We start from the raw sequence: 17,638 nt of genomic DNA on the forward strand, positions 1-17,638 counted from the left end.
CTTCCGGCCCGGATTTCTGTCTCATCTTCGCTCCCTTGGCGGGCTACGATGTGCCAGAAATCCTCCTTAAGCAATTTCGCCGATATGTCTCATGGTTGCTGACGGGGAACACCGAGCCGTTTTGAGGGCAAGGATCGACCGGTTGAGAATGTGAGCTGGACGGACGCGCGAGAGTTCGTGTCGAATATGAAAAGCCACTTGCCCGGCATCGACTTGCAATTGCCGAGCGAAGCAGTATGGGAATACGCCTGCCGGGCAGGCACCAGGGAAAGCACCTATGCGGGCCAGCTTACGATAAATGACCAAACGTCCGACAGATCCGTTTTGGACAAGATCGCCTGGTTCAGACAAAACTCGGACGGCGAAACGCATTCGGTTGCCTTGAAAGAGCGGAATGCTTTCGGGCTTTATGACATGCTGGGCAATGTCTGGGAGTGGTGTGAGGACTATTGGCATGACAGCTATGAGGGCGCTCCAAAAGATGGCGCTGCCTGGCTTGAGCAGGCTTCTTCAGAGTCCGATGGCGAGCCGTACCGGGTGATCCGGGGCGGGTCCTGGTACGATGGGGCACGGGGCGTGCGCTCGGCGTTCCGCAACGGGGTCGAGCCGTCGAGCCGGAACGACGTTCTGGGCTTCCGCTGCGCTGCGAGGTCGGGCTGAGTTCAGGCAGGCAAGGATCCCGGGGCGCTGAACCGGGACGGTTCACGCCCTTGGGATCAACCGGGGCTCAAGCGGCGCGGAGCGCAGCTTGACAGGCATCAGAGTTTGGCTTGAGTGCGCGGAAAATTCGCGGCCTGCGGCCGCGTTGCTCTTGGACAGACCCATAGCGCAAAAGGAAAACCAGATGGATCAGAACGGCACTGAGGGGATGCCTCGAGTTCTCACGGGTGGAATCTGCTTTCGCATGCGTTTCAACCATTTTAGGCAGCGCGTGACGCTAACACATGTCGCAGATATGTTGCATGGAGTCTCCGGCACCCCCGAGAAAACGGCGGAGATCCGGGGAATTTGGCGGAAGTCGTTTGCGACATGCGCAACAAGAAATCCGACTGACTAATTTCTGGAACTTATTGATTTCATTCACGAAAGAGTTGGCTGGGGAACCTGGATTCGAACCAGGACTAACGGAGTCAGAGTCCGCGGGTCTACCGTTAACCTATTCCCCAACTTGGCCAGTTCAGATCCGGCCGCGTGACGAAGCGAGGAGCGAAACCTTCCTCAGCGCCGTCCGGTGGATCGCGTATACATCTAACGTTGTTCGATGATCAAGTGCCGTTTTCGACTTTTTTGTGAAATTTTAAAATGGCGCCCAAAAGCCGGCGCGTAAGGATGATTTCAAACGGGCGCTTTCCGACGGACTGTCAACCTGTTACAGTTTTGCCAACGACAGAACTGGCCAGAGATTCTGCGGCCCTGAGACCGGGCGCGGCTTGGCCTGAAAGGTAAAGAAGTGACTGAGTCAGGTCAGGAACCGCCCGGAACCGGGCGACGTGCCGCTGACGTGTCCGGTGAGACCAAGGCTCAAAGCGAGCCAAAGAGAGGCAACAGGCGGCGGCGCAAGCGCCGGTCTGCCCAAGAGACCAACGGGGATACGCCCGGCCAGGCACAACAGCCGGCGGCAAGTCCCCGGTCAGGAGAAATCCTGGCAGGCCTCACCCTCTCCGGACCCGTCGACAAAAGCGAGCTTGCCAAGGGGCGTCCCGGGCAAGACGGGGGGGCTTCATCCGGCCCGTCCAAACCGCGTAAAAAACGCCGCCACCGCCCTCAGGAACTGCCGCAGGACGCGTCCGCAGGCTCGGGGCTCCATGACAGGAGCGTGGCCGGTGCTTCACAGGGGCTTGCCCAAAGGACTGGTCCGGACCAGGCAACCAGCCCAAAGGGGCGCAAGGCCGCCAACCGAAGGGGCAGGCGCCGCTGGCAAGCTGGAAAAGGCAAACCGGCAGAGGGCGTGCCGCCAGAAGGCGTTGACAGCGCAACAGTACAAGTCCCGAAGGCGTCCCCGGAGACTGCAAACGGCACGGCCAGCGATCTTGCGGCCAAACCGGCCCGGAAACATCGGGACGGAGGGGCGGGTCCGGGACACCGGCGCGGCCCAGGACACCGGGCCAGGGCTAATAACGGATCGGCGCCCCTCTATGCGGCGCTTGATCTGGGCACCAACAATTGCCGTCTGCTGATTGCCCGTCCCGAAGACCGGGGCTTCCGTGTGGTCGATGCCTATTCTCGGATCGTCCGGCTGGGGGAAGGGGTTGGCTCGAACCGGCAGCTCAGCGCGGCGGCGATGGACCGGGCCATTGAGGCCCTGGCCAATTGCCACAAAAAACTGGCAGAAAAGGGGGTCACAAAGTCCCGGCTCATTGCGACCGAAGCCTGCCGGGCGGCAGAGAACGGTGCCGATTTCATTGACCGGGTGCAGGTGGAAACCGGACTGGCCCTGGAAATCGTTAACCGGGAAACGGAAGCCCGGCTCGCGGTCGCCGGATGCGCATCGCTGGTGGATCATGACGCGGATGGGGTAATCCTGTTCGACATTGGCGGCGGCTCGTCCGAGATCGTCTGGCTTGATCTTCGCAACCGCTGCGGTGCGAAGGGCTATGCGTTGACCCGCTTCATCCGGTCCTGGATTTCGCTTCCCGTCGGTGTGGTCAATCTGGCCGAGCGGCATGGCGGCGTTCATGTGACCCCGCAGATCTTTGAAGCCATGGTGGCTGATGCCGCCGGGCATCTGGCAGGCTTCGGGCTGGCAGACACCCTGTCGGAGGCCATTGGGTCTGGAAAGGTGCACATGCTCGGCACGTCCGGCACCGTTACCACTCTGGCCGGTGTGCATCTGGGATTGCGGCGCTACGACCGGCGCCGGGTGGACGGCACCTGGCTCGACGACCGCGACGTGTCCACGATGATTGATCAGTTGCGGGACATGCCGTATGAGGCGCGCGTGGAAAATCCCTGTATTGGTGCGGACCGCGCTGATTTGGTTTTGGCAGGCTGCGCGATTCTGGAAGCAATCCGCCGCAAATGGACCTGCTCCAGGCTGCGCGTGGCCGACCGGGGATTGCGTGAAGGCATTTTGACAGAATTGATGGCCGCCGACGGGGTCTGGAGCCAGAAAAGGTCCGGCAAACGTTCGTCCCGGCGGCGGCAGAGGAACAGAGCATGAGCCGTTCAAAAAAGGGATCGGGCGACCGGGGTCTGCACGTCAAGGTAAAGACCGCAGCAGGGCGCCGGGAATCGTCCACGCGCTGGCTGGCGCGCCAGTTGAACGATCCTTACGTGCGCCGGGCCAAGGCAGATGGCTACCGCTCGCGCGCCGCCTATAAACTCATCGAAATTGATGACAAGCACAAGCTTTTGAAACCTGGTTACCGGGTGGTGGATCTGGGATGCGCCCCCGGAGGCTGGTGCCAGGTGGCTGTTGAGCGCGTGAAGTCCACCTTGGATGCGCCCAAAGTGGTCGGCATTGATTATCTGGATATGGACCATGTGCGTGGCGCGACTTTCTTGAAAAAGGATTTTCTCGACGATGATGCGCCCGCGGCGCTCATGGAAGCCCTGGACGGGCATCGGCCGGATGTGGTTCTGTCCGATATGGCTGCACCGACCACCGGCCACAAACAGACGGATCATTTGCGCACGACCCATCTGTTCGAAATCGCCATTGATTTTGCCCGGCGCAACCTGGTGCCCGGCGGCTCGTTTCTGGCCAAGGTGTTCCGTGGCGGAACGGAACATGCGCTGCTGCAGGATTTGAAGCGCGAGTTCAAGTCGGTGGCGCATCTGAAGCCCCCGGCAAGCCGCAAGGAAAGCCCGGAACTTTATGTGATCGCAAAAGGCTTTCGCGGCAGCGATCTCGACCCGGATTAAACACCGGATGCGGGAGCGGACCGGAAAGGTGCCAGGCGATGTGCAAACGGCTCTTTTCATTCTGTCACCTGCATGTTATTGACCCGCGCCAACTTCTCCGGCACAGCCGACGCGACTCGCCACACGCAGACCTGGCAACAGGGACTGCGCGCTGAACTATTTTTCAAAAGGGGAATTGGCCATGGTGTCCTTCTTTGTTCCGTCTACCGGACAGCAAGCTCTGACTTTCGATGATGTCCTTCTGATCCCCGGCCATTCGGAAGTCATGCCAGGCGAGGTCGACCTGAAAACCAAGGTCACCCGGGACCTTGAGCTGAACATCCCGATCCTGTCTTCGGCCATGGACACGGTGACCGAAGGCCGCCTGGCCATCGCCATGGCCCAGGCTGGCGGCATCGGGGTTATCCACCGCAATCTGACCCTCGACCAGCAGGCCGAGGAAGTGCGGATGGTGAAGAAGTTTGAATCCGGCATGGTCGTCAACCCCCTTGTGATCGGGCCCGACGCCCCCTTGAAAGACGCGCTTGATCTGATGAAGCGCTTCGGCATTTCGGGTGTTCCGGTGGTGGAAAATGGCGGCACTGGCGGGCAGATCACCGGCAAGCTGGTTGGCATTTTGACCAACCGCGATGTGCGCTTTGCCTCCGACGACCGGCAGAAAATCCACGAACTGATGACCCGCGACAATCTGGTCACCGTTAGCGACAATGTCAGCCAGGAAGACGCCAAGCGCCTGTTGCATCAGAACCGGATTGAGAAACTGCTAGTGGTGGATGAGGACCGCAATTGCATCGGCCTCATCACCGTAAAGGATATGGAAAAGGCTCAGCTCAACCCCAATGCGTCCAAGGACGCCCAGGGGCGGCTGCGGGTCGCTGCAGCGACCACCGTTGGCACGGAAGGCTTTGAACGGGCCGAGCGTCTGATTGATGCCGGGGTGGACATGGTGGTGGTTGATACCGCCCATGGCCATTCCCAGAAGGTCCTGGACATGGTCACCAGGGTCAAGAAACTCTCCAATGCGGTTCAGGTGCTGGCGGGAAATGTGGCAACCTCCGAGGGCACCAAGGCACTGATCGATGCGGGCGCGGATGCGGTCAAGGTCGGGATCGGACCCGGCTCGATCTGCACCACCCGGATTGTGGCCGGTGTCGGCGTCCCGCAGCTCACCGCCATCATAGAATCCGTCAATGAAGCCCAGAAACAGGGTGTGCCTGTGGTGGCTGATGGCGGCATCAAATATTCCGGCGACCTTGCCAAGGCTATTGCGGCAGGCGCTGGATCGGTCATGGTCGGCTCCCTGTTGGCCGGCACCGAAGAAAGCCCGGGTGAGGTCTATCTGCACCAGGGACGATCCTATAAATCCTATCGCGGCATGGGCTCTGTCGGCGCAATGGCCCGTGGCTCCGCAGACCGGTATTTTCAGGCCGAAGTGCGCGACAGCCTCAAGCTCGTGCCTGAGGGCATTGAGGGGCAGGTGCCCTACAAGGGTGCGCTTGGCAGCGTTTTGCACCAACTGGCCGGGGGCTTGCGCGCGGCGATGGGCTATGTGGGCGGCAAAACCATTCGGGACTTCCAGGAAAAGGCCCGGTTTGTCCAGATTTCCGGTGCTGGGCTTCGCGAAAGCCACGCCCATGACGTGACCATCACCCGCGAAAGCCCAAACTATCCATCAAACGTTTGATCCGCTCATAAGGCCGGATCGCAAGGCATTTTGAAATCGAAGGTATGACATGAAAGATGGCGGACGCCTCGCGGCTGCAATAGAGGTCCTGAGTGAGGTGGATGCCCGTCACAGACCGGTTCAGATTGCCTTGAAAGACTGGGGCACCTCACACCGCTTCGCCGGTTCCGGCGACCGGACGGTGATCGGAAATCTTGTCTTTGACGCCCTGCGCAACCGGGCCTCGCTGGCCGCCCGCATGGGAGAGAACGCTCCTCGCGCGATTGTTCTGGCGACTTATGCGCTCACCTGGGACAAAGGTGTTGAGGCACTGATGGCAGCGCTCCAGGACCCTCACGCACCAGAAGCTCTGAGCACCGAGGAAAAGACCCGGCTGGAGGCCACAGACCCCGTCGAAATGAGCCCCTCTGCCCAGGCAGATGTTCCCGACTGGCTGTGGCCGGACTTCCAGTCGGTCTTTGGAGAGGCGGCGGTTGCTGAGGGCAGGGCGCTTGCCACACGGGCACCCGTGGATCTGCGCACCAACACGCTGAAGGCAGAGCGCGACAAACTGATCAAGCGGCTGTCCCACACGGGCGCAATTGGAACGGAGCTTTCCCCCATCGGCATCCGGATCGAAGCCAAGCCGGGTCTTGGCCGCATGCCCCACGTGCAAGCGGAAGAAGGCTACCGCAAAGGCTGGTTTGAATTGCAGGATGAGGCCAGTCAGCTGGCAGCGATCCTGGCGGAAGCCGCACCGGGGCAGCAGGTGCTCGACTATTGCGCGGGTGGCGGCGGCAAAACCCTGGCCCTGGCTGCAGCCATGGAGAACAAGGGCCAGCTCTACGCCTATGATGCGGACCGCCTGCGCCTTGCACCAATCCATGAACGGCTGCAACGGGCGGGCGTGCGCAACATTCAGGTCCGCGATCCAGCCAGCTCCTCGCTGGACGATCTTGACGGCCAGATGGATCTCGTCTTCATCGACGCGCCCTGCACGGGAACCGGTGTCTGGCGCCGCAGACCGGATTCCAAATGGAAACTGTCCGAAAAGGCGCTCACAGACCGCATCAACGATCAAAAACATGTACTTGTGAATGCAAGTAAATACGTAAAACCGGGCGGTCGCCTCGTCTATGTGACCTGTTCCGTTCTGGCGCAGGAGAACCAGGCCCAGGCGGACTGGTTTTTAACCCAGAACACCGCTTTCAAACCCGTCTCCGTAAGCGGGATCTGGAAGCAGCGCCTGCCGGAGAAACAAGCCCCCCGCTATGTGAGCGACACGGGCGCCATTCTGCTGACCCCCGCCTCCAGCGGAACCGACGGATTCTATGTTGCCATGTTCGAGCGGACCGCTTGACAGCGTTCATCACACGTGAAGCCCACGATCGCGCGGACTCATAGGGGCGGATATCCGCCGACACTGCTTTTGAAAAGATACGGCGCGGCAGCGCGCCGGCTTCAACAGGTTTGAAACCGTTTCGGCATTTTCGCTGACGTCTTTGATCTCCAGCCGCAAAAGGCAAACCAGTTAATAAGCGACTGGCCTTAGCTGCGGGACCGGTCCCGGCGTTGAAGTCCGAGCACATTGGGCAGTACATCGTCTTCCAGAACAGCTACAGGTTCCTTGGGCTCTGTGTATACCTCAGGGGATGGCTCTGATGTTAGCGGTTTCTGGGTCTCGTCTGGAACGTGCTGCGCTTCGGCTTCGGCGCCCCCCAAGGCCGGTGACGCGTCAACAGATAGGGACGGATTGTCCTGCCCCGGTTCCTGCGCGGCTTGCGGCTCTGAGGCAAGCAGGGCCGCTGTGAAGGCTCTGACATCGGGAGCAAGGCCTTCGCCCTTTGACAATCCGGTCAACACAGAGCGGGCCTGGACCATGTGTTTCAGGGCCGCCAGTGCAGCGCCGAGCGCGTTCAACGGCTCCGGGGTCTCCGGAGCCAGATCATGGGCCGTCAAAGCCGCGGCCAAGGCCTCGGTCTGCCGGCCGAGTTTCCGGCACAGCACGCTGCGTTTGACAAGACGCTCTGCAGACTTTGGCTCCAGCTTCAGCGCCGCATCAAGGGACTCCAGGGCGTCTTCCAGCGCCCCGGAACCGGCCAAGGCATCGGCAAGAAACTCAAGCGGTTTGGGGTCGGACGGCGCAAGCGCATGGGCCCGCAACATCAGCTCGACCACGTCCTGATAGCGTTTGCGCTGCAAAAGCACCCCGGCAAGACCCAGATAGGGTGCCAGATTTGAAGGGTCCAGCTTAAGCGCCTTTCGGTAGGCAGCGATGGCAGCCGTCGTCTGACCGGTTTTCGACTGCACTTCTGCCAGAAGCGCCTGAACCGCCGCGACCTCTGGCAAAAGTGTGACCAGCCGCTTCACCAGTCCGGCGGCCTCCTGAACCCTGTCCTGATTGAGATAGATGCTGATCAGGCCATAAAGCGCATTCCGGTTGTCCGGGTCCTGCGCCAAGACATCCTGAAAGTTCTGGACTGCAAGATCTACCTCGTTGAGCAACAGCTGACAATTGCCCAGGCTGGCGCGGGCCTTGAGATTGTCAGGTTCGGCAAAGACAATCCGGCGCAGCTGCGACTGGGCTTCATCCAGATGACCGGATTTCAGAAGGGCGGAGGCGGTGCGATAGGCAATTTCGGTATCCTGCGGCGACAGTTCCTGGGCTTTCAGGTAAGAGACAAGGGCCTTGTCAATGTCACCGGACTGTTCCAGTGCAAGGGCTTCTTCATAGGTTGAGCGCGCGGTAGCGGTCATTTTTGTTCCGGCAAACTGATGACGCGACTCATGCCCGATCCGTCAATATGGAGTTGATAACGTTTCGGTAAGCTTAGTGGAGCGCCGCTCCGGGTTCAAAACGGAAATTTCACCGTACACAGCTTGTCACCACTCCAAGACGGTTTACGGACCAAAAGGCTGTCGGTATTGCGCGAAAAATCCTGTGCGGGGTCCCTCAAAGTGTACAAACCGGCTTCAATTTGGCGGTGAACCCGGTTAGAAGCGGCCCATGACTGATCATGATCGCCTCCTCATCATCGACTTCGGGTCCCAGGTCACCCAGCTCATTGCCCGCCGCCTGCGCGAACTGAACGTCTATTGCGAAATTCACCCGTTCCAGAATGTGACTGACAGCTTTCTGGAACACTTTCGTCCAAAGGCAGTCATCTTCTCCGGAGGTCCTTCGTCGGTCTTCGCCGAGGGCGCGCCGATGCCTCCGGAAACGGTGTTTGATCTAGGTGTGCCGATCCTGGGGATCTGCTACGGCCAGCAGGTGATGATGCACTGCCTTGGCGGCAAGGTGGACCGGGGGCAGGGCACAGCCGAATTCGGCCGCGCCTTTGTGACGCCGAAAGAGGCAAAACTGCCCTTGCTCGACGGCTGGTTCCTTGAGGACAAGGAGCAAGTCTGGATGAGCCATGGCGATCACGTGAGCGAAATCGCACCAGGCTTTGAGGTCTATGGGACTTCGCCGAATGCGCCATTTGCTATCACTGCAGACCTCGCACGGCATTTCTATGCAGTTCAGTTCCATCCGGAGGTGCATCACACGCCCAATGGGCGCAAGCTCTATGAGAATTTTGTCCGTCTGGCCGGGTTTTCGGGGGATTGGACCATGGGCGCCTACCGCGAAGATGCGATTGCCAAGATCCGGGACCAGGTAGGCGCCAAGAAGGTCATCTGCGGCCTGTCCGGTGGTGTCGACAGTTCCGTGGCCGCCGTGCTCATTCACGAGGCCATTGGCGACCAACTGACCTGCGTCTTTGTCGATCATGGTTTGCTGCGTCAGAACGAGGCGGACGAGGTGGTCTCCATGTTCCGGGATCACTACAATATTCCGCTTATCCACGCGGATGAATCCGAGCTGTTTCTCTCGAACTTGGACGGCGTCTCCGACCCGGAGCAAAAACGCAAGACCATCGGCAAACTCTTTATCGACGTCTTCCAGAAATATGCGAACGAAATCGATGGAGCCGAGTTCCTCGCCCAGGGCACGCTTTATCCCGATGTGATTGAAAGTGTCAGTTTTTCCGGTGGTCCGTCTGTAACCATCAAGTCCCACCACAATGTCGGCGGACTGCCGGAAAAAATGGGATTGAAACTGGTGGAACCGCTGCGCGAACTGTTCAAGGACGAGGTGAGGGCACTTGGCCGGGAACTTGGTCTTCCGGACAGTTTCATCGGCCGCCATCCGTTCCCCGGACCGGGTCTTGCCATCCGCTGCCCAGGCGAAATCACCCGCAGCAAGCTCGATATTCTGCGCAAGGCGGATGCGGTCTATATCGACCAGATCCGCAAACACGGTCTTTACGACGAGATCTGGCAGGCCTTTGTCGCCATCTTGCCGGTGCGCACCGTTGGTGTGATGGGCGACGGCCGCACCTATGACTATGCCTGCGCCCTGCGCGCCGTCACTTCGGTCGACGGCATGACAGCGGATTATTACCCATTCTCCCATGAATTCTTGGGAGAAACGGCCACACGTATCATCAACGAGGTGGAAGGCATCAACAGGGTCACCTACGACATCACCTCTAAGCCTCCCGGCACCATCGAGTGGGAGTGATCCCGCACCGGATATGGGCTTTGAACGGCAAATCAGCTTCGTTCGAAACGGGGTGGCCAGCTAGGCAACGCTCATGGCACCATCACCGGTCAGTCTAACCCCCGATTGCAGCGCCTGCGCCTCGCTTTGCTGTGTGGTCTTTGCCTTTGATCGATCTGAATCCTTCGGGATCGACAAAGGGGCCGGAGAGGTCTGCCCGAACCTTGCGCCAACAGGGCTTTGTTCGATTTTCGAGACGCGGGAGCAAGCCGGTTTCAAAGGCTGCATCACCTATGATTGCCAGGGTGCCGGTCAGCGGGTGACCCAGGAAGTGTTTGGCGGCCGCGACTGGCGCGACGATACGGCTCTTATTCCGGCGATGGGCGAGGCGTTGTCCGTCTTGAGGCGAATCCATGCTCTTCTGGGTCTTTTGGAAACAGCCGCCAGCTTGCCCCTGGCCCCCAACCATGTATCGGCACTCACGACGCTGCAAGAGCACTTGTCTTCAGATGGCTGGACGGAACAGAGCCTGCGTGCATTTCAGCTGGAGACGGCAGAACGGGAGGTGCATTTACTATTGCGGGACCTTGCCGCCTACGTTCAGTGCCCCTCCGACGCGCATTCCTGACGGGATCGTGACTTTCGGATTCGAACAAAAGCTTCAAGGATTGGAGCGATCTGAACCCGAAAGGACCCTCGATGATCCATCGACTGACACCTGCCGCGTCCTGCGGTATTGCCCTTTCCCTGGGGCTCTCATTCTCCAGTGCCGCCGCCTTGGCAGATGATGTGGATATTCTGGCGGCCAAGGCCAGTAAGACCGGTGAAACATGGACCTTTTCGGTAACGCTGGAACATGCAGATACCGGTTGGGACCATTATGCGGATCTGTGGCAGGTGGAGACGCCGGAGGGAGAGGTTCTTGGGCAGCGCGTTCTTCTGCACCCCCATGTGGACGAGCAGCCCTTTAACCGGTCCTTGTCAGGCGTTCCCGTTCTTGAAGGACTGGATCATGTCATCATCCGCGCGCGGGACACGGTGAATGGCTTTTCGGACAAGACGTTCGAACTGGAACTGCCGGAATAAACCCGTCTTACGCCTGGACCTGAACAAGCGCCAAGACACCATCGGCCACGAACTGCACCGAGAGGGCGGCCAGAAGGACACCCAGAAGCCGGGTGATCACCAGTTGGGCGGTGTCCCCCAGGAGCCGTTCCATTTTGTCTGCCAGCAGAAACGCGCCCATGCAGCTCAGCAAAATGACGGCAATCACGCCGCCAAGTCCCACATAGGTCATGGTGTCCGGCGCCTGGCTGGACAGAAGAATGATGGCCGAGATGGTGGCCGGGCCGGAGATGAGCGGGATTGCCAGAGGAAAGATGGCGATCTCATTGACTGATCCGTGATGGCCTTGGGATTCGACCGCCTTTTCAGCCGTTTCCGCCTTGCGCTCCTGCCGTTTGCCAAAAATCATTTCTATGGCAATCAGAAACAGAAGAATTCCGCCCGCCACCCGGAAGGCCGACACCGAAATGCCCAGGACATTGAGCACGGTCTGGCCGGAGACATAGAAAACCAGCAGAATTCCGGCCGCCGTCAGTGTGGCGCGCACGGCCACCCGGCGCCTGTCCGCCGCGCTCATGCCGGCGGTCACAGCCAGGAACATCGGGGCCAGACCGACCGGGTCAATCGTGACAAAAAGCATGGCAAATGCGTTGATGAAATAGTCCAGCATCCAGTGCTCCCGCTTTGCTTTTCCGCCTCCGGGCAAGAGGTGATTCCAGTGCTTTGGCTGCGAGGGCAGCACCGTTCTGCCAAATCATTTTAGCCGCCTGTGTACAGAGGTCATAACATATTGATATTGAACACAGAATACTTAGGCGGAAAAAGGCTGCGAATTTGGTGCAAAGCCTTGAATCGGCTATAAAAGAAGCAGCTATAACAATGAAATGAGTTCATCCTTGGCTGACCAGGACAACAGCACCCCTTCTGACGGTTTGCCGTCCGATATCAAACCGGTCTCCATCGTCGACGAAATGAAGCGCAGCTATCTCGATTACGCAATGAGTGTGATCGTGTCCCGCGCGCTTCCCGATGTCCGCGACGGGCTGAAACCGGTCCATCGCCGCATCCTCTATTCGATGCATGAAAACGGCTATGAGTGGAACAAGCCCTACCGCAAGTCGGCCCGTGTGGTCGGGGATGTGATGGGTAAATACCACCCCCATGGCGACAGCGCGATCTATGATGCCCTGGTGCGGATGGCGCAGAACTTTTCGCTGCGGCTGCCGCTGATTGACGGGCAGGGCAATTTCGGCTCCATTGACGGTGATCCGGCCGCGGCCATGCGCTACACCGAGTGCCGCCTGGAAAAAGTGGCTCACAAGCTTCTGGACGACATCGACAAGGAAACAGTCGATTTTCAGGAGAACTACGATAATTCGGAAAGCGAGCCCGTTGTCCTTCCGGCAAAATTCCCCAACCTTCTCGTTAACGGAGCAGGCGGCATCGCCGTGGGGATGGCGACCAACATCCCGCCGCATAATCTCGGTGAAGTGATTGATGCGGCCATCGCCATTATGGAAAATCCAGCGATGACCTTGGCCGAGCTGATGGACATCGTCCCAGGCCCGGATTTCCCGACCGGGGGCACGATCCTGGGCCGGTCCGGCATCCGCAATGCCTATGAAACCGGGCGCGGATCCATCGCCATGCGGGCGAAGGTCGACATCGAAGAGGTGCGCAAGGACCGCAACGCCCTGATCGTTTCGGAAATCCCGTATCAGGTCAACAAATCGACCATGATCGAGAAAATCGCCGAACTGGTGCGCGATAAGCGCATTGAGGGTATTTCCGACATCCGCGACGAGAGTGACCGCTCCGGCATGCGGGTGGTGATCGAATTGAAACGGGACGCGGTGCCCGATGTTGTGCTGAACCAGCTCTACCGTTTCAGCCAGCTGCAGACCTCGTTTGGCGCCAATATGGTGGCCCTGAATGGCGGCAAGCCGGAGCAGATGAACCTCTCCGACATGCTCACCGCCTTTGTCGCTTTCCGGGAAGAAGTGGTTCAGCGGCGCACCCGCTATCTGCTCAAGAAAGCCAGGGACCGGGCCCATATCCTGGTCGGCCTTGGCATTGCTGTTGCCAATATCGATGAGGTTATCCACCTGATCCGCACCGCACCCGATCCGGCAACCGCCCGGGCGCAATTGATGGAGCGGGACTGGCCAGCCCATGATGTCGAACCGCTGATCCAGCTGATCGACGATCCCCGCCACAAGGTTCAGGAAGACGGCACCTACAAGCTGTCGGAGGAGCAGGCCCGGGCCATTCTGGATCTGCGTCTGCAACGTCTGACAGCCCTTGGCCGCGATGAAATCGACGACGAGTTGAAGAAGATCGGCGCCGAGATTTCCGATTATCTGGACATTCTGCGCTCCCGTGCCCGGATTCAGGAGATCGTCCGCACCGAGATGCTGGAGATCAAGGAAGAATTCGCGACACCCCGGCGCACGGAAATCGTGGAAGGCGGCGCGGATTTTGATGATGAAGACCTGATCCAGCGGGAAGACATGGTCGTCACCGTCTCCCATGGCGGCTATATCAAACGCGTGCCGCTGGCTACTTACCGGGCGCAGCGCCGGGGCGGCAAGGGCCGGTCCGGCATGGCAACGAAGAACGAGGATTTCGTCACCCGGTTGTTCGTGGCCAACACTCATACGCCGGTTCTGTTCTTCTCCTCCAGGGGCATTTGCTACAAGATGAAAGTCTGGCGTCTGCCGCTTGGCGGCCCGACGTCACGCGGCAAGGCTTTGGTCAACATGCTGCCTCTGGAACAGGGCGAACAGATCACCTCCATTCTGCCGCTGCCGGAAGATGAGGACACCTGGGCAAATCTTGATGTGATGTTCGCCACCGTGCGCGGCACGGTCCGGCGCAACAAACTGTCCGATTTCGTCAACATCAACCGGAATGGCAAGATCGCCATGAAACTGGACGAAGGCGACGGCATTGTCAGTGTCGACACCTGTTCAGAACATGCGGACGTCATGCTGACCACAAATTCCGGCCAGTGTATCCGGTTCCCCGTCACGGATGTGCGTGTTTTTGCAGGCCGCAACTCCGTCGGGGTGCGTGGCATTCGTCTGGCTGATGAAGACCGGGTCATCTCCATGCAGATCCTGCATCACATCGATGTGGATGCCGAGGAGCGGGCTGCTTATCTGAAGCTCTCCAGAGCCATGCGCGGCGAAACCGACGAGAATGGCAATGGCGCCGATGAAGACGGTGTCGTGGCTGGAGATCTGCCTCAGGAACGCTACGCCCAGATGAGCGCAGCTGAGCAGATCATCCTAACGGTTTCGGAAAACGGTTATGGCAAAAGGACATCGTCCTTTGAATACCGAGTGACGGGCAGGGGTGGCAAAGGCATCACGGCCATGGCTGTGAACGACCGCAATGGTGGGCTGATCGCCTCCTTCCCGGTCGAAGACAGTCATCAGATCATGCTGGTTACCGATGGCGGCCAGTTGATCCGCTGTCCGGTCGACGGGATCCGGATTGCCGGGCGCGCCACCCAGGGTGTGATTGTGTTCAAGACCGCCTCAGATGAAAAAGTGGTTGCCGTTGAAGGCATCTCGGAAGTCGACGACGAGGATGATCTGCCCGAAGGCAGCGAAGAAGGTGGCAACGCTGAAGGCAATCCGGACGACGGGACCCAGGAGGCTGGAGATGGCAGCGGACCCGAAACACCCGAGAGTTGAGCAGCCAGCGCTGAGACCAAGGCGCTGAAGACGGCAACAGCGGCCAGAGAAATCTGCGCCGCTGTTTGTCGTTCTGGGAGGTCTGTTTGGATGACCTTGCCGCGTTCTATGGTTTCAGACAGGTTTGCACTAGTTGGACGGATAGCGCGCCAGAATGGTCTCATTCACGGTTGGAGTTGCTTTCTCAACTGTCACAAAAGACACCGTACGGACTTTACCCGCACCGGTCAGGGCGGCGGCGCAGTCGTCGCTCCATGCACCCCAGGTCTGGGCTGCGCAGTTTTTCGCACGTGCCTTGCCATGTACCCGGTCCGTTTTGGTCGATGCAAGGCCTTGGGTCGCCAGACTGGTCAGGCCTTCCGCATGAGATGCATTGCTCGGGTGCAGAGTGATCAAACCGGCTGCAATCACAGTGGCCAGCGCAACAACAAAGATGGCCACCATCTTGATCTGCGAAGACGGATGAAACGCCTTGCCTTCGAATTGAAACGAGTGCCCGTTTGCCTCACGCTTGTGTGCGGGGATTGTCTTGAAACTCCTCATGGTCCTGGCTCCTGCTCACGCCCTTGTTTCGATGCGTGCACCTTGGACCAGCTCTGTAAAGTGAGATGTGATCGCCATCACAAAAGTGCGCCTGTCGCCAAAGCCACCTGAAAGCCGGCTGTTTGCAGCCGCTTCCGCCCACAAAACTCTAACCACGGCGACAAGACAATCCGGATGCATCCCGTTCAGGAGACCCGAGAGAATGTGGACCAGACTTGTCTTCGGCAAAGGCCGTGCATGGGCTGCCTGTTGGCAAGCTGACAGACAATCGGCGAGACACCTGCAAAATTTAACCGGCAGACGGCATACACTGGATGACAGCTGAAGAAATAGATCCTTTTGGTTGACAACGTCGCCGCCACCCTGGCCTGGCCATGCCGGATAATACAGTTCCTTGTGAGTGTGCACGGCAGAGACAGATATTCTCTTTGGGTTTTTCTTGTCGCCGGTTCACATGGAGGGTATGGAATTGGCCATGACACGCATTGCGCTCTATCCAGGGTCTTTTGATCCGGTGACAAACGGACACATGGATATTCTCCATCAGGCACTGGCCCTGGCGGACAAGGTCGTGGTGGCGATTGGCATTCACCCCGGAAAATCGCCGCTGTTTTCCTTTGAAGAGCGCGTCGGCCTGATCCATGCATCCGCCGAAGCGGAATTTGCCGCAGATGAAGCCCGGCGGATCGAAGTGATTTCCTTTTCAAATCTGGTCATAGACACGGCCCGGGAGCAGGGGGCGGCCTATCTCGTGCGCGGACTTCGGGACGGCACGGATCTGGATTACGAAATGCAGATGGCCGGGATGAACGCCACCCTCGAACCCGATATTCGCACCGTGTTTTTGCCAGCTTCGCCCAATGTCCGCCACATCACCGCCACCTTGGTGCGTCAGATCGCCAAAATGGGTGGCGAAATTGCCGCCTTTGTGCCGGCGCCGGTGGCGGACCCTGTGCGCGAACGCGCCAGACCCGCGCCGTGAACACATTGCTTTTCTGTTCTGACAATCAGGAGTTTCCAGTGTCTCGCATACTCGCTCTTTGCTCGCTTCTGGCGGCACTACTGATCCTGCCGGCCGTGACAATGGCCCAGGCTGCCGATCTTGAAAACACGCTATATCTCGATCTCAAGGATGGACGTGTCGTCATTGAGCTGCGCCCGGATCTTGCCCCCAAACATGTGGAGCGGATCAAGAAACTGACCCGGGAAGGGTTTTACGACGGCATTGTCTTTCACCGGGTGATTGACGGTTTCATGGCGCAGACCGGCGATCCGACCGGTACCGGAATGGGCGGCTCCGATCTGCCCGATCTAAAGGCGGAATTTTCCAAGGCGCCGTTCAGGCGCGGAACCCTTGGTATGGCCCGCGCCGCCAGCCCGGACAGTGCCAATTCCCAGTTTTTCATCATGTTCAATGACGGCGACTGGCTGAACGGCCAATACACTGTTTTCGGGCAGGTCGTTGACGGGATGAAATATATCGACAATATCACCCGCGGCGAGCCGCCTGCGAATCCCGACAAGATCATCAAGATGCAAGTCGCCGCAGACACGCAATAACACCGATATCACTGGCCCGTTTAAAAGACCTCAAGGAGTACGACATGGCCGAAATCAAGGATGCTGAACACACCCTTCTCATGGAAACGAGCCAGGGCTCCGTTGTGATCGAAATGAAACCGGACCTGGCACCCGGCCACGTGGCCCGGATCAAGGAGCTGGTGCGGGAGGGCTTTTACGACGGTATTGTCTTTCACCGGGTGATTGATGGGTTCATGGCCCAGACCGGCTGCCCGCAAGGCACCGGCACGGGTGGCTCCGGCCAGAAACTGAAGGCCGAATTTAGCAAAGAAAAACATGTGCGCGGCACCTGCTCCATGGCCCGTGCCATGGACCCGAATTCCGGCGACAGCCAATTCTTCATCTGCTTCACCGATGCACCCTGGCTAGACGGTCAGTATACGGTCTGGGGCAAAGTGATCGACGGCATGGACAATATCGACAAGATCAAACGCGGTGAGCCGGTCTCCAATCCGGACAATATCGTGTCTTTGAAAGTCGCTGCCGACGCAGCCTAAAGACAAAAGATCCTGACGTTTCAAACAGCGCGGAGGGCTTCTTCGCGCTGTTTTTGCTTTCAAAAGCCGCCCCTTCAAGCGGCTCAGCGGTTGACCGCCTTGTGTTGCGCCTTTAAGAGCCGCTCACTGGCTGCCTGGCAAATTGCAGACTTGGCCGCTTTTGGTCCACCAGCCTCTGAAA

The 17,638-nt window shown here is 59.1% G+C and carries 14 protein-coding genes, 1 tRNA gene and 1 pseudogene; 12 read left to right on the forward strand and 4 right to left on the reverse strand.

What is annotated here, in order from left to right; all coding sequences use genetic code 11:
* Nucleotides 1–126: 126 nt before the first annotated feature.
* Nucleotides 127–660 (forward strand): annotated as a pseudogene (locus tag ACXAH0_RS22225) (formylglycine-generating enzyme family protein); the annotation flags it as partial.
* A 432-nt stretch (nucleotides 661–1,092) separates the two neighbouring features.
* Here the strand turns inward: ACXAH0_RS22225 and ACXAH0_RS22230 are convergent.
* Nucleotides 1,093–1,166 (reverse strand) — tRNA-Gln (locus ACXAH0_RS22230).
* Between the two features lie 284 nt (nucleotides 1,167–1,450).
* Here ACXAH0_RS22230 and ACXAH0_RS22235 point away from each other — a divergent pair.
* The 4 genes from ACXAH0_RS22235 to ACXAH0_RS22250 all read left to right on the forward strand — a co-directional run bounded on the left by ACXAH0_RS22235 (nucleotide 1,451) and on the right by ACXAH0_RS22250 (nucleotide 6,887).
* Nucleotides 1,451–3,160 (forward strand): Ppx/GppA phosphatase family protein, encoded by a 1,710-nt coding sequence (locus ACXAH0_RS22235; RefSeq protein WP_475195126.1) that lies wholly within the window; start codon nucleotides 1,451–1,453, stop codon nucleotides 3,158–3,160.
* Entirely contained in the window at nucleotides 3,157–3,864 is a 708-nt protein-coding gene (locus ACXAH0_RS22240; RefSeq protein ID WP_475173050.1) for an RlmE family RNA methyltransferase, read from the forward strand. Before ACXAH0_RS22235 ends, ACXAH0_RS22240 begins: the two co-directional genes overlap by 4 nt.
* A 181-nt stretch (nucleotides 3,865–4,045) precedes the next feature.
* Nucleotides 4,046–5,548, forward strand: coding sequence for an IMP dehydrogenase (guaB, locus tag ACXAH0_RS22245; protein WP_475173048.1), 1,503 nt, complete (start codon nucleotides 4,046–4,048; stop codon nucleotides 5,546–5,548).
* Nucleotides 5,549–5,597: 49 nt separating this feature from the next.
* Nucleotides 5,598–6,887 (forward strand): RsmB/NOP family class I SAM-dependent RNA methyltransferase, encoded by a 1,290-nt coding sequence (locus ACXAH0_RS22250; protein WP_475173047.1) that lies wholly within the window; start codon nucleotides 5,598–5,600, stop codon nucleotides 6,885–6,887.
* Nucleotides 6,888–7,075: 188 nt separating this feature from the next.
* Here ACXAH0_RS22250 and ACXAH0_RS22255 read toward each other — a convergent pair whose 3' ends face one another.
* Nucleotides 7,076–8,284 (reverse strand): tetratricopeptide repeat protein, encoded by a 1,209-nt coding sequence (locus ACXAH0_RS22255; protein ID WP_475195130.1) that lies wholly within the window; start codon nucleotides 8,282–8,284, stop codon nucleotides 7,076–7,078.
* Between the two features lie 250 nt (nucleotides 8,285–8,534).
* Here ACXAH0_RS22255 and guaA point away from each other — a divergent pair, with 250 nt between their 5' ends.
* From guaA to ACXAH0_RS22270, 3 genes are all read left to right on the forward strand, one after another.
* Complete coding sequence (guaA, locus tag ACXAH0_RS22260; protein ID WP_475173044.1) at nucleotides 8,535–10,091, forward strand: glutamine-hydrolyzing GMP synthase; 1,557 nt, start codon at nucleotides 8,535–8,537, stop codon at nucleotides 10,089–10,091.
* Between the two features lie 73 nt (nucleotides 10,092–10,164).
* On the forward strand, nucleotides 10,165–10,698 hold the full coding sequence (locus ACXAH0_RS22265) for a hypothetical protein (RefSeq protein ID WP_475195133.1): 534 nt from the start codon (nucleotides 10,165–10,167) through the stop codon (nucleotides 10,696–10,698).
* A 71-nt stretch (nucleotides 10,699–10,769) separates the two neighbouring features.
* The gene (locus ACXAH0_RS22270; RefSeq protein WP_475195134.1) at nucleotides 10,770–11,156 is read left to right on the forward strand and encodes a hypothetical protein; all 387 of its coding nucleotides are present in this window, start codon (nucleotides 10,770–10,772) and stop codon (nucleotides 11,154–11,156) included.
* A 7-nt stretch (nucleotides 11,157–11,163) separates the two neighbouring features.
* Here ACXAH0_RS22270 and ACXAH0_RS22275 read toward each other — a convergent pair whose 3' ends face one another.
* Nucleotides 11,164–11,805, reverse strand: coding sequence for a MarC family protein (locus ACXAH0_RS22275; RefSeq protein WP_475173040.1), 642 nt, complete (start codon nucleotides 11,803–11,805; stop codon nucleotides 11,164–11,166).
* Nucleotides 11,806–12,019: 214 nt separating this feature from the next.
* On the opposite strand from ACXAH0_RS22275, the gene gyrA reads away from it, so the two are divergent.
* On the forward strand, nucleotides 12,020–14,836 hold the full coding sequence (gyrA, locus tag ACXAH0_RS22280; RefSeq protein WP_475195135.1) for a DNA gyrase subunit A: 2,817 nt from the start codon (nucleotides 12,020–12,022) through the stop codon (nucleotides 14,834–14,836).
* Between the two features lie 129 nt (nucleotides 14,837–14,965).
* Here gyrA and ACXAH0_RS22285 read toward each other — a convergent pair whose 3' ends face one another.
* Nucleotides 14,966–15,379, reverse strand: coding sequence for a phosphopantetheine adenylyltransferase (locus tag ACXAH0_RS22285; protein WP_475173036.1), 414 nt, complete (start codon nucleotides 15,377–15,379; stop codon nucleotides 14,966–14,968).
* A gap of 475 nt (nucleotides 15,380–15,854) precedes the next feature.
* On the opposite strand from ACXAH0_RS22285, the gene coaD reads away from it, so the two are divergent.
* Genes coaD through ACXAH0_RS22300 form a run of 3 tightly spaced genes read left to right on the forward strand, consistent with a single transcriptional unit; the run spans nucleotide 15,855 to nucleotide 17,457 of the window.
* A complete protein-coding gene (coaD, locus tag ACXAH0_RS22290) occupies nucleotides 15,855–16,361 on the forward strand; it encodes a pantetheine-phosphate adenylyltransferase (protein ID WP_475173035.1) in 507 nt (168 codons plus the stop codon).
* A 38-nt stretch (nucleotides 16,362–16,399) separates the two neighbouring features.
* Nucleotides 16,400–16,939, forward strand: coding sequence for a peptidylprolyl isomerase (locus ACXAH0_RS22295; protein WP_475173033.1), 540 nt, complete (start codon nucleotides 16,400–16,402; stop codon nucleotides 16,937–16,939).
* Nucleotides 16,940–16,983: 44 nt separating this feature from the next.
* Nucleotides 16,984–17,457 carry a peptidylprolyl isomerase gene (locus ACXAH0_RS22300; RefSeq protein ID WP_475195136.1) on the forward strand — a complete coding sequence of 158 codons (474 nt, stop codon included), beginning with the start codon at nucleotides 16,984–16,986 and terminating at the stop codon, nucleotides 17,455–17,457.
* Nucleotides 17,458–17,638 lie beyond the last annotated feature (181 nt).

Source organism: Roseibium sp. AWQ4_290 (assembly GCF_056160985.1).

Coding starts and splice junctions, on each gene's coding strand:
- ACXAH0_RS22240 (WP_475173050.1), top strand. CDS start 3,157: ATGAGCCGTTCAAAAAAGGGATCGGGCGACCGGGGTCTGCACGTCAAG.
- guaB (WP_475173048.1), top strand. CDS start 4,046: ATGGTGTCCTTCTTTGTTCCGTCTACCGGACAGCAAGCTCTGACTTTC.
- ACXAH0_RS22250 (WP_475173047.1), top strand. CDS start 5,598: ATGAAAGATGGCGGACGCCTCGCGGCTGCAATAGAGGTCCTGAGTGAG.
- ACXAH0_RS22255 (WP_475195130.1), bottom strand. CDS start 8,284: ATGACCGCTACCGCGCGCTCAACCTATGAAGAAGCCCTTGCACTGGAA.
- guaA (WP_475173044.1), top strand. CDS start 8,535: ATGACTGATCATGATCGCCTCCTCATCATCGACTTCGGGTCCCAGGTC.
- ACXAH0_RS22265 (WP_475195133.1), top strand. CDS start 10,165: ATGGCACCATCACCGGTCAGTCTAACCCCCGATTGCAGCGCCTGCGCC.
- ACXAH0_RS22270 (WP_475195134.1), top strand. CDS start 10,770: ATGATCCATCGACTGACACCTGCCGCGTCCTGCGGTATTGCCCTTTCC.
- ACXAH0_RS22275 (WP_475173040.1), bottom strand. CDS start 11,805: ATGCTGGACTATTTCATCAACGCATTTGCCATGCTTTTTGTCACGATT.
- gyrA (WP_475195135.1), top strand. CDS start 12,020: ATGAGTTCATCCTTGGCTGACCAGGACAACAGCACCCCTTCTGACGGT.
- ACXAH0_RS22285 (WP_475173036.1), bottom strand. CDS start 15,379: ATGAGGAGTTTCAAGACAATCCCCGCACACAAGCGTGAGGCAAACGGG.
- coaD (WP_475173035.1), top strand. CDS start 15,855: ATGACACGCATTGCGCTCTATCCAGGGTCTTTTGATCCGGTGACAAAC.
- ACXAH0_RS22300 (WP_475195136.1), top strand. CDS start 16,984: ATGGCCGAAATCAAGGATGCTGAACACACCCTTCTCATGGAAACGAGC.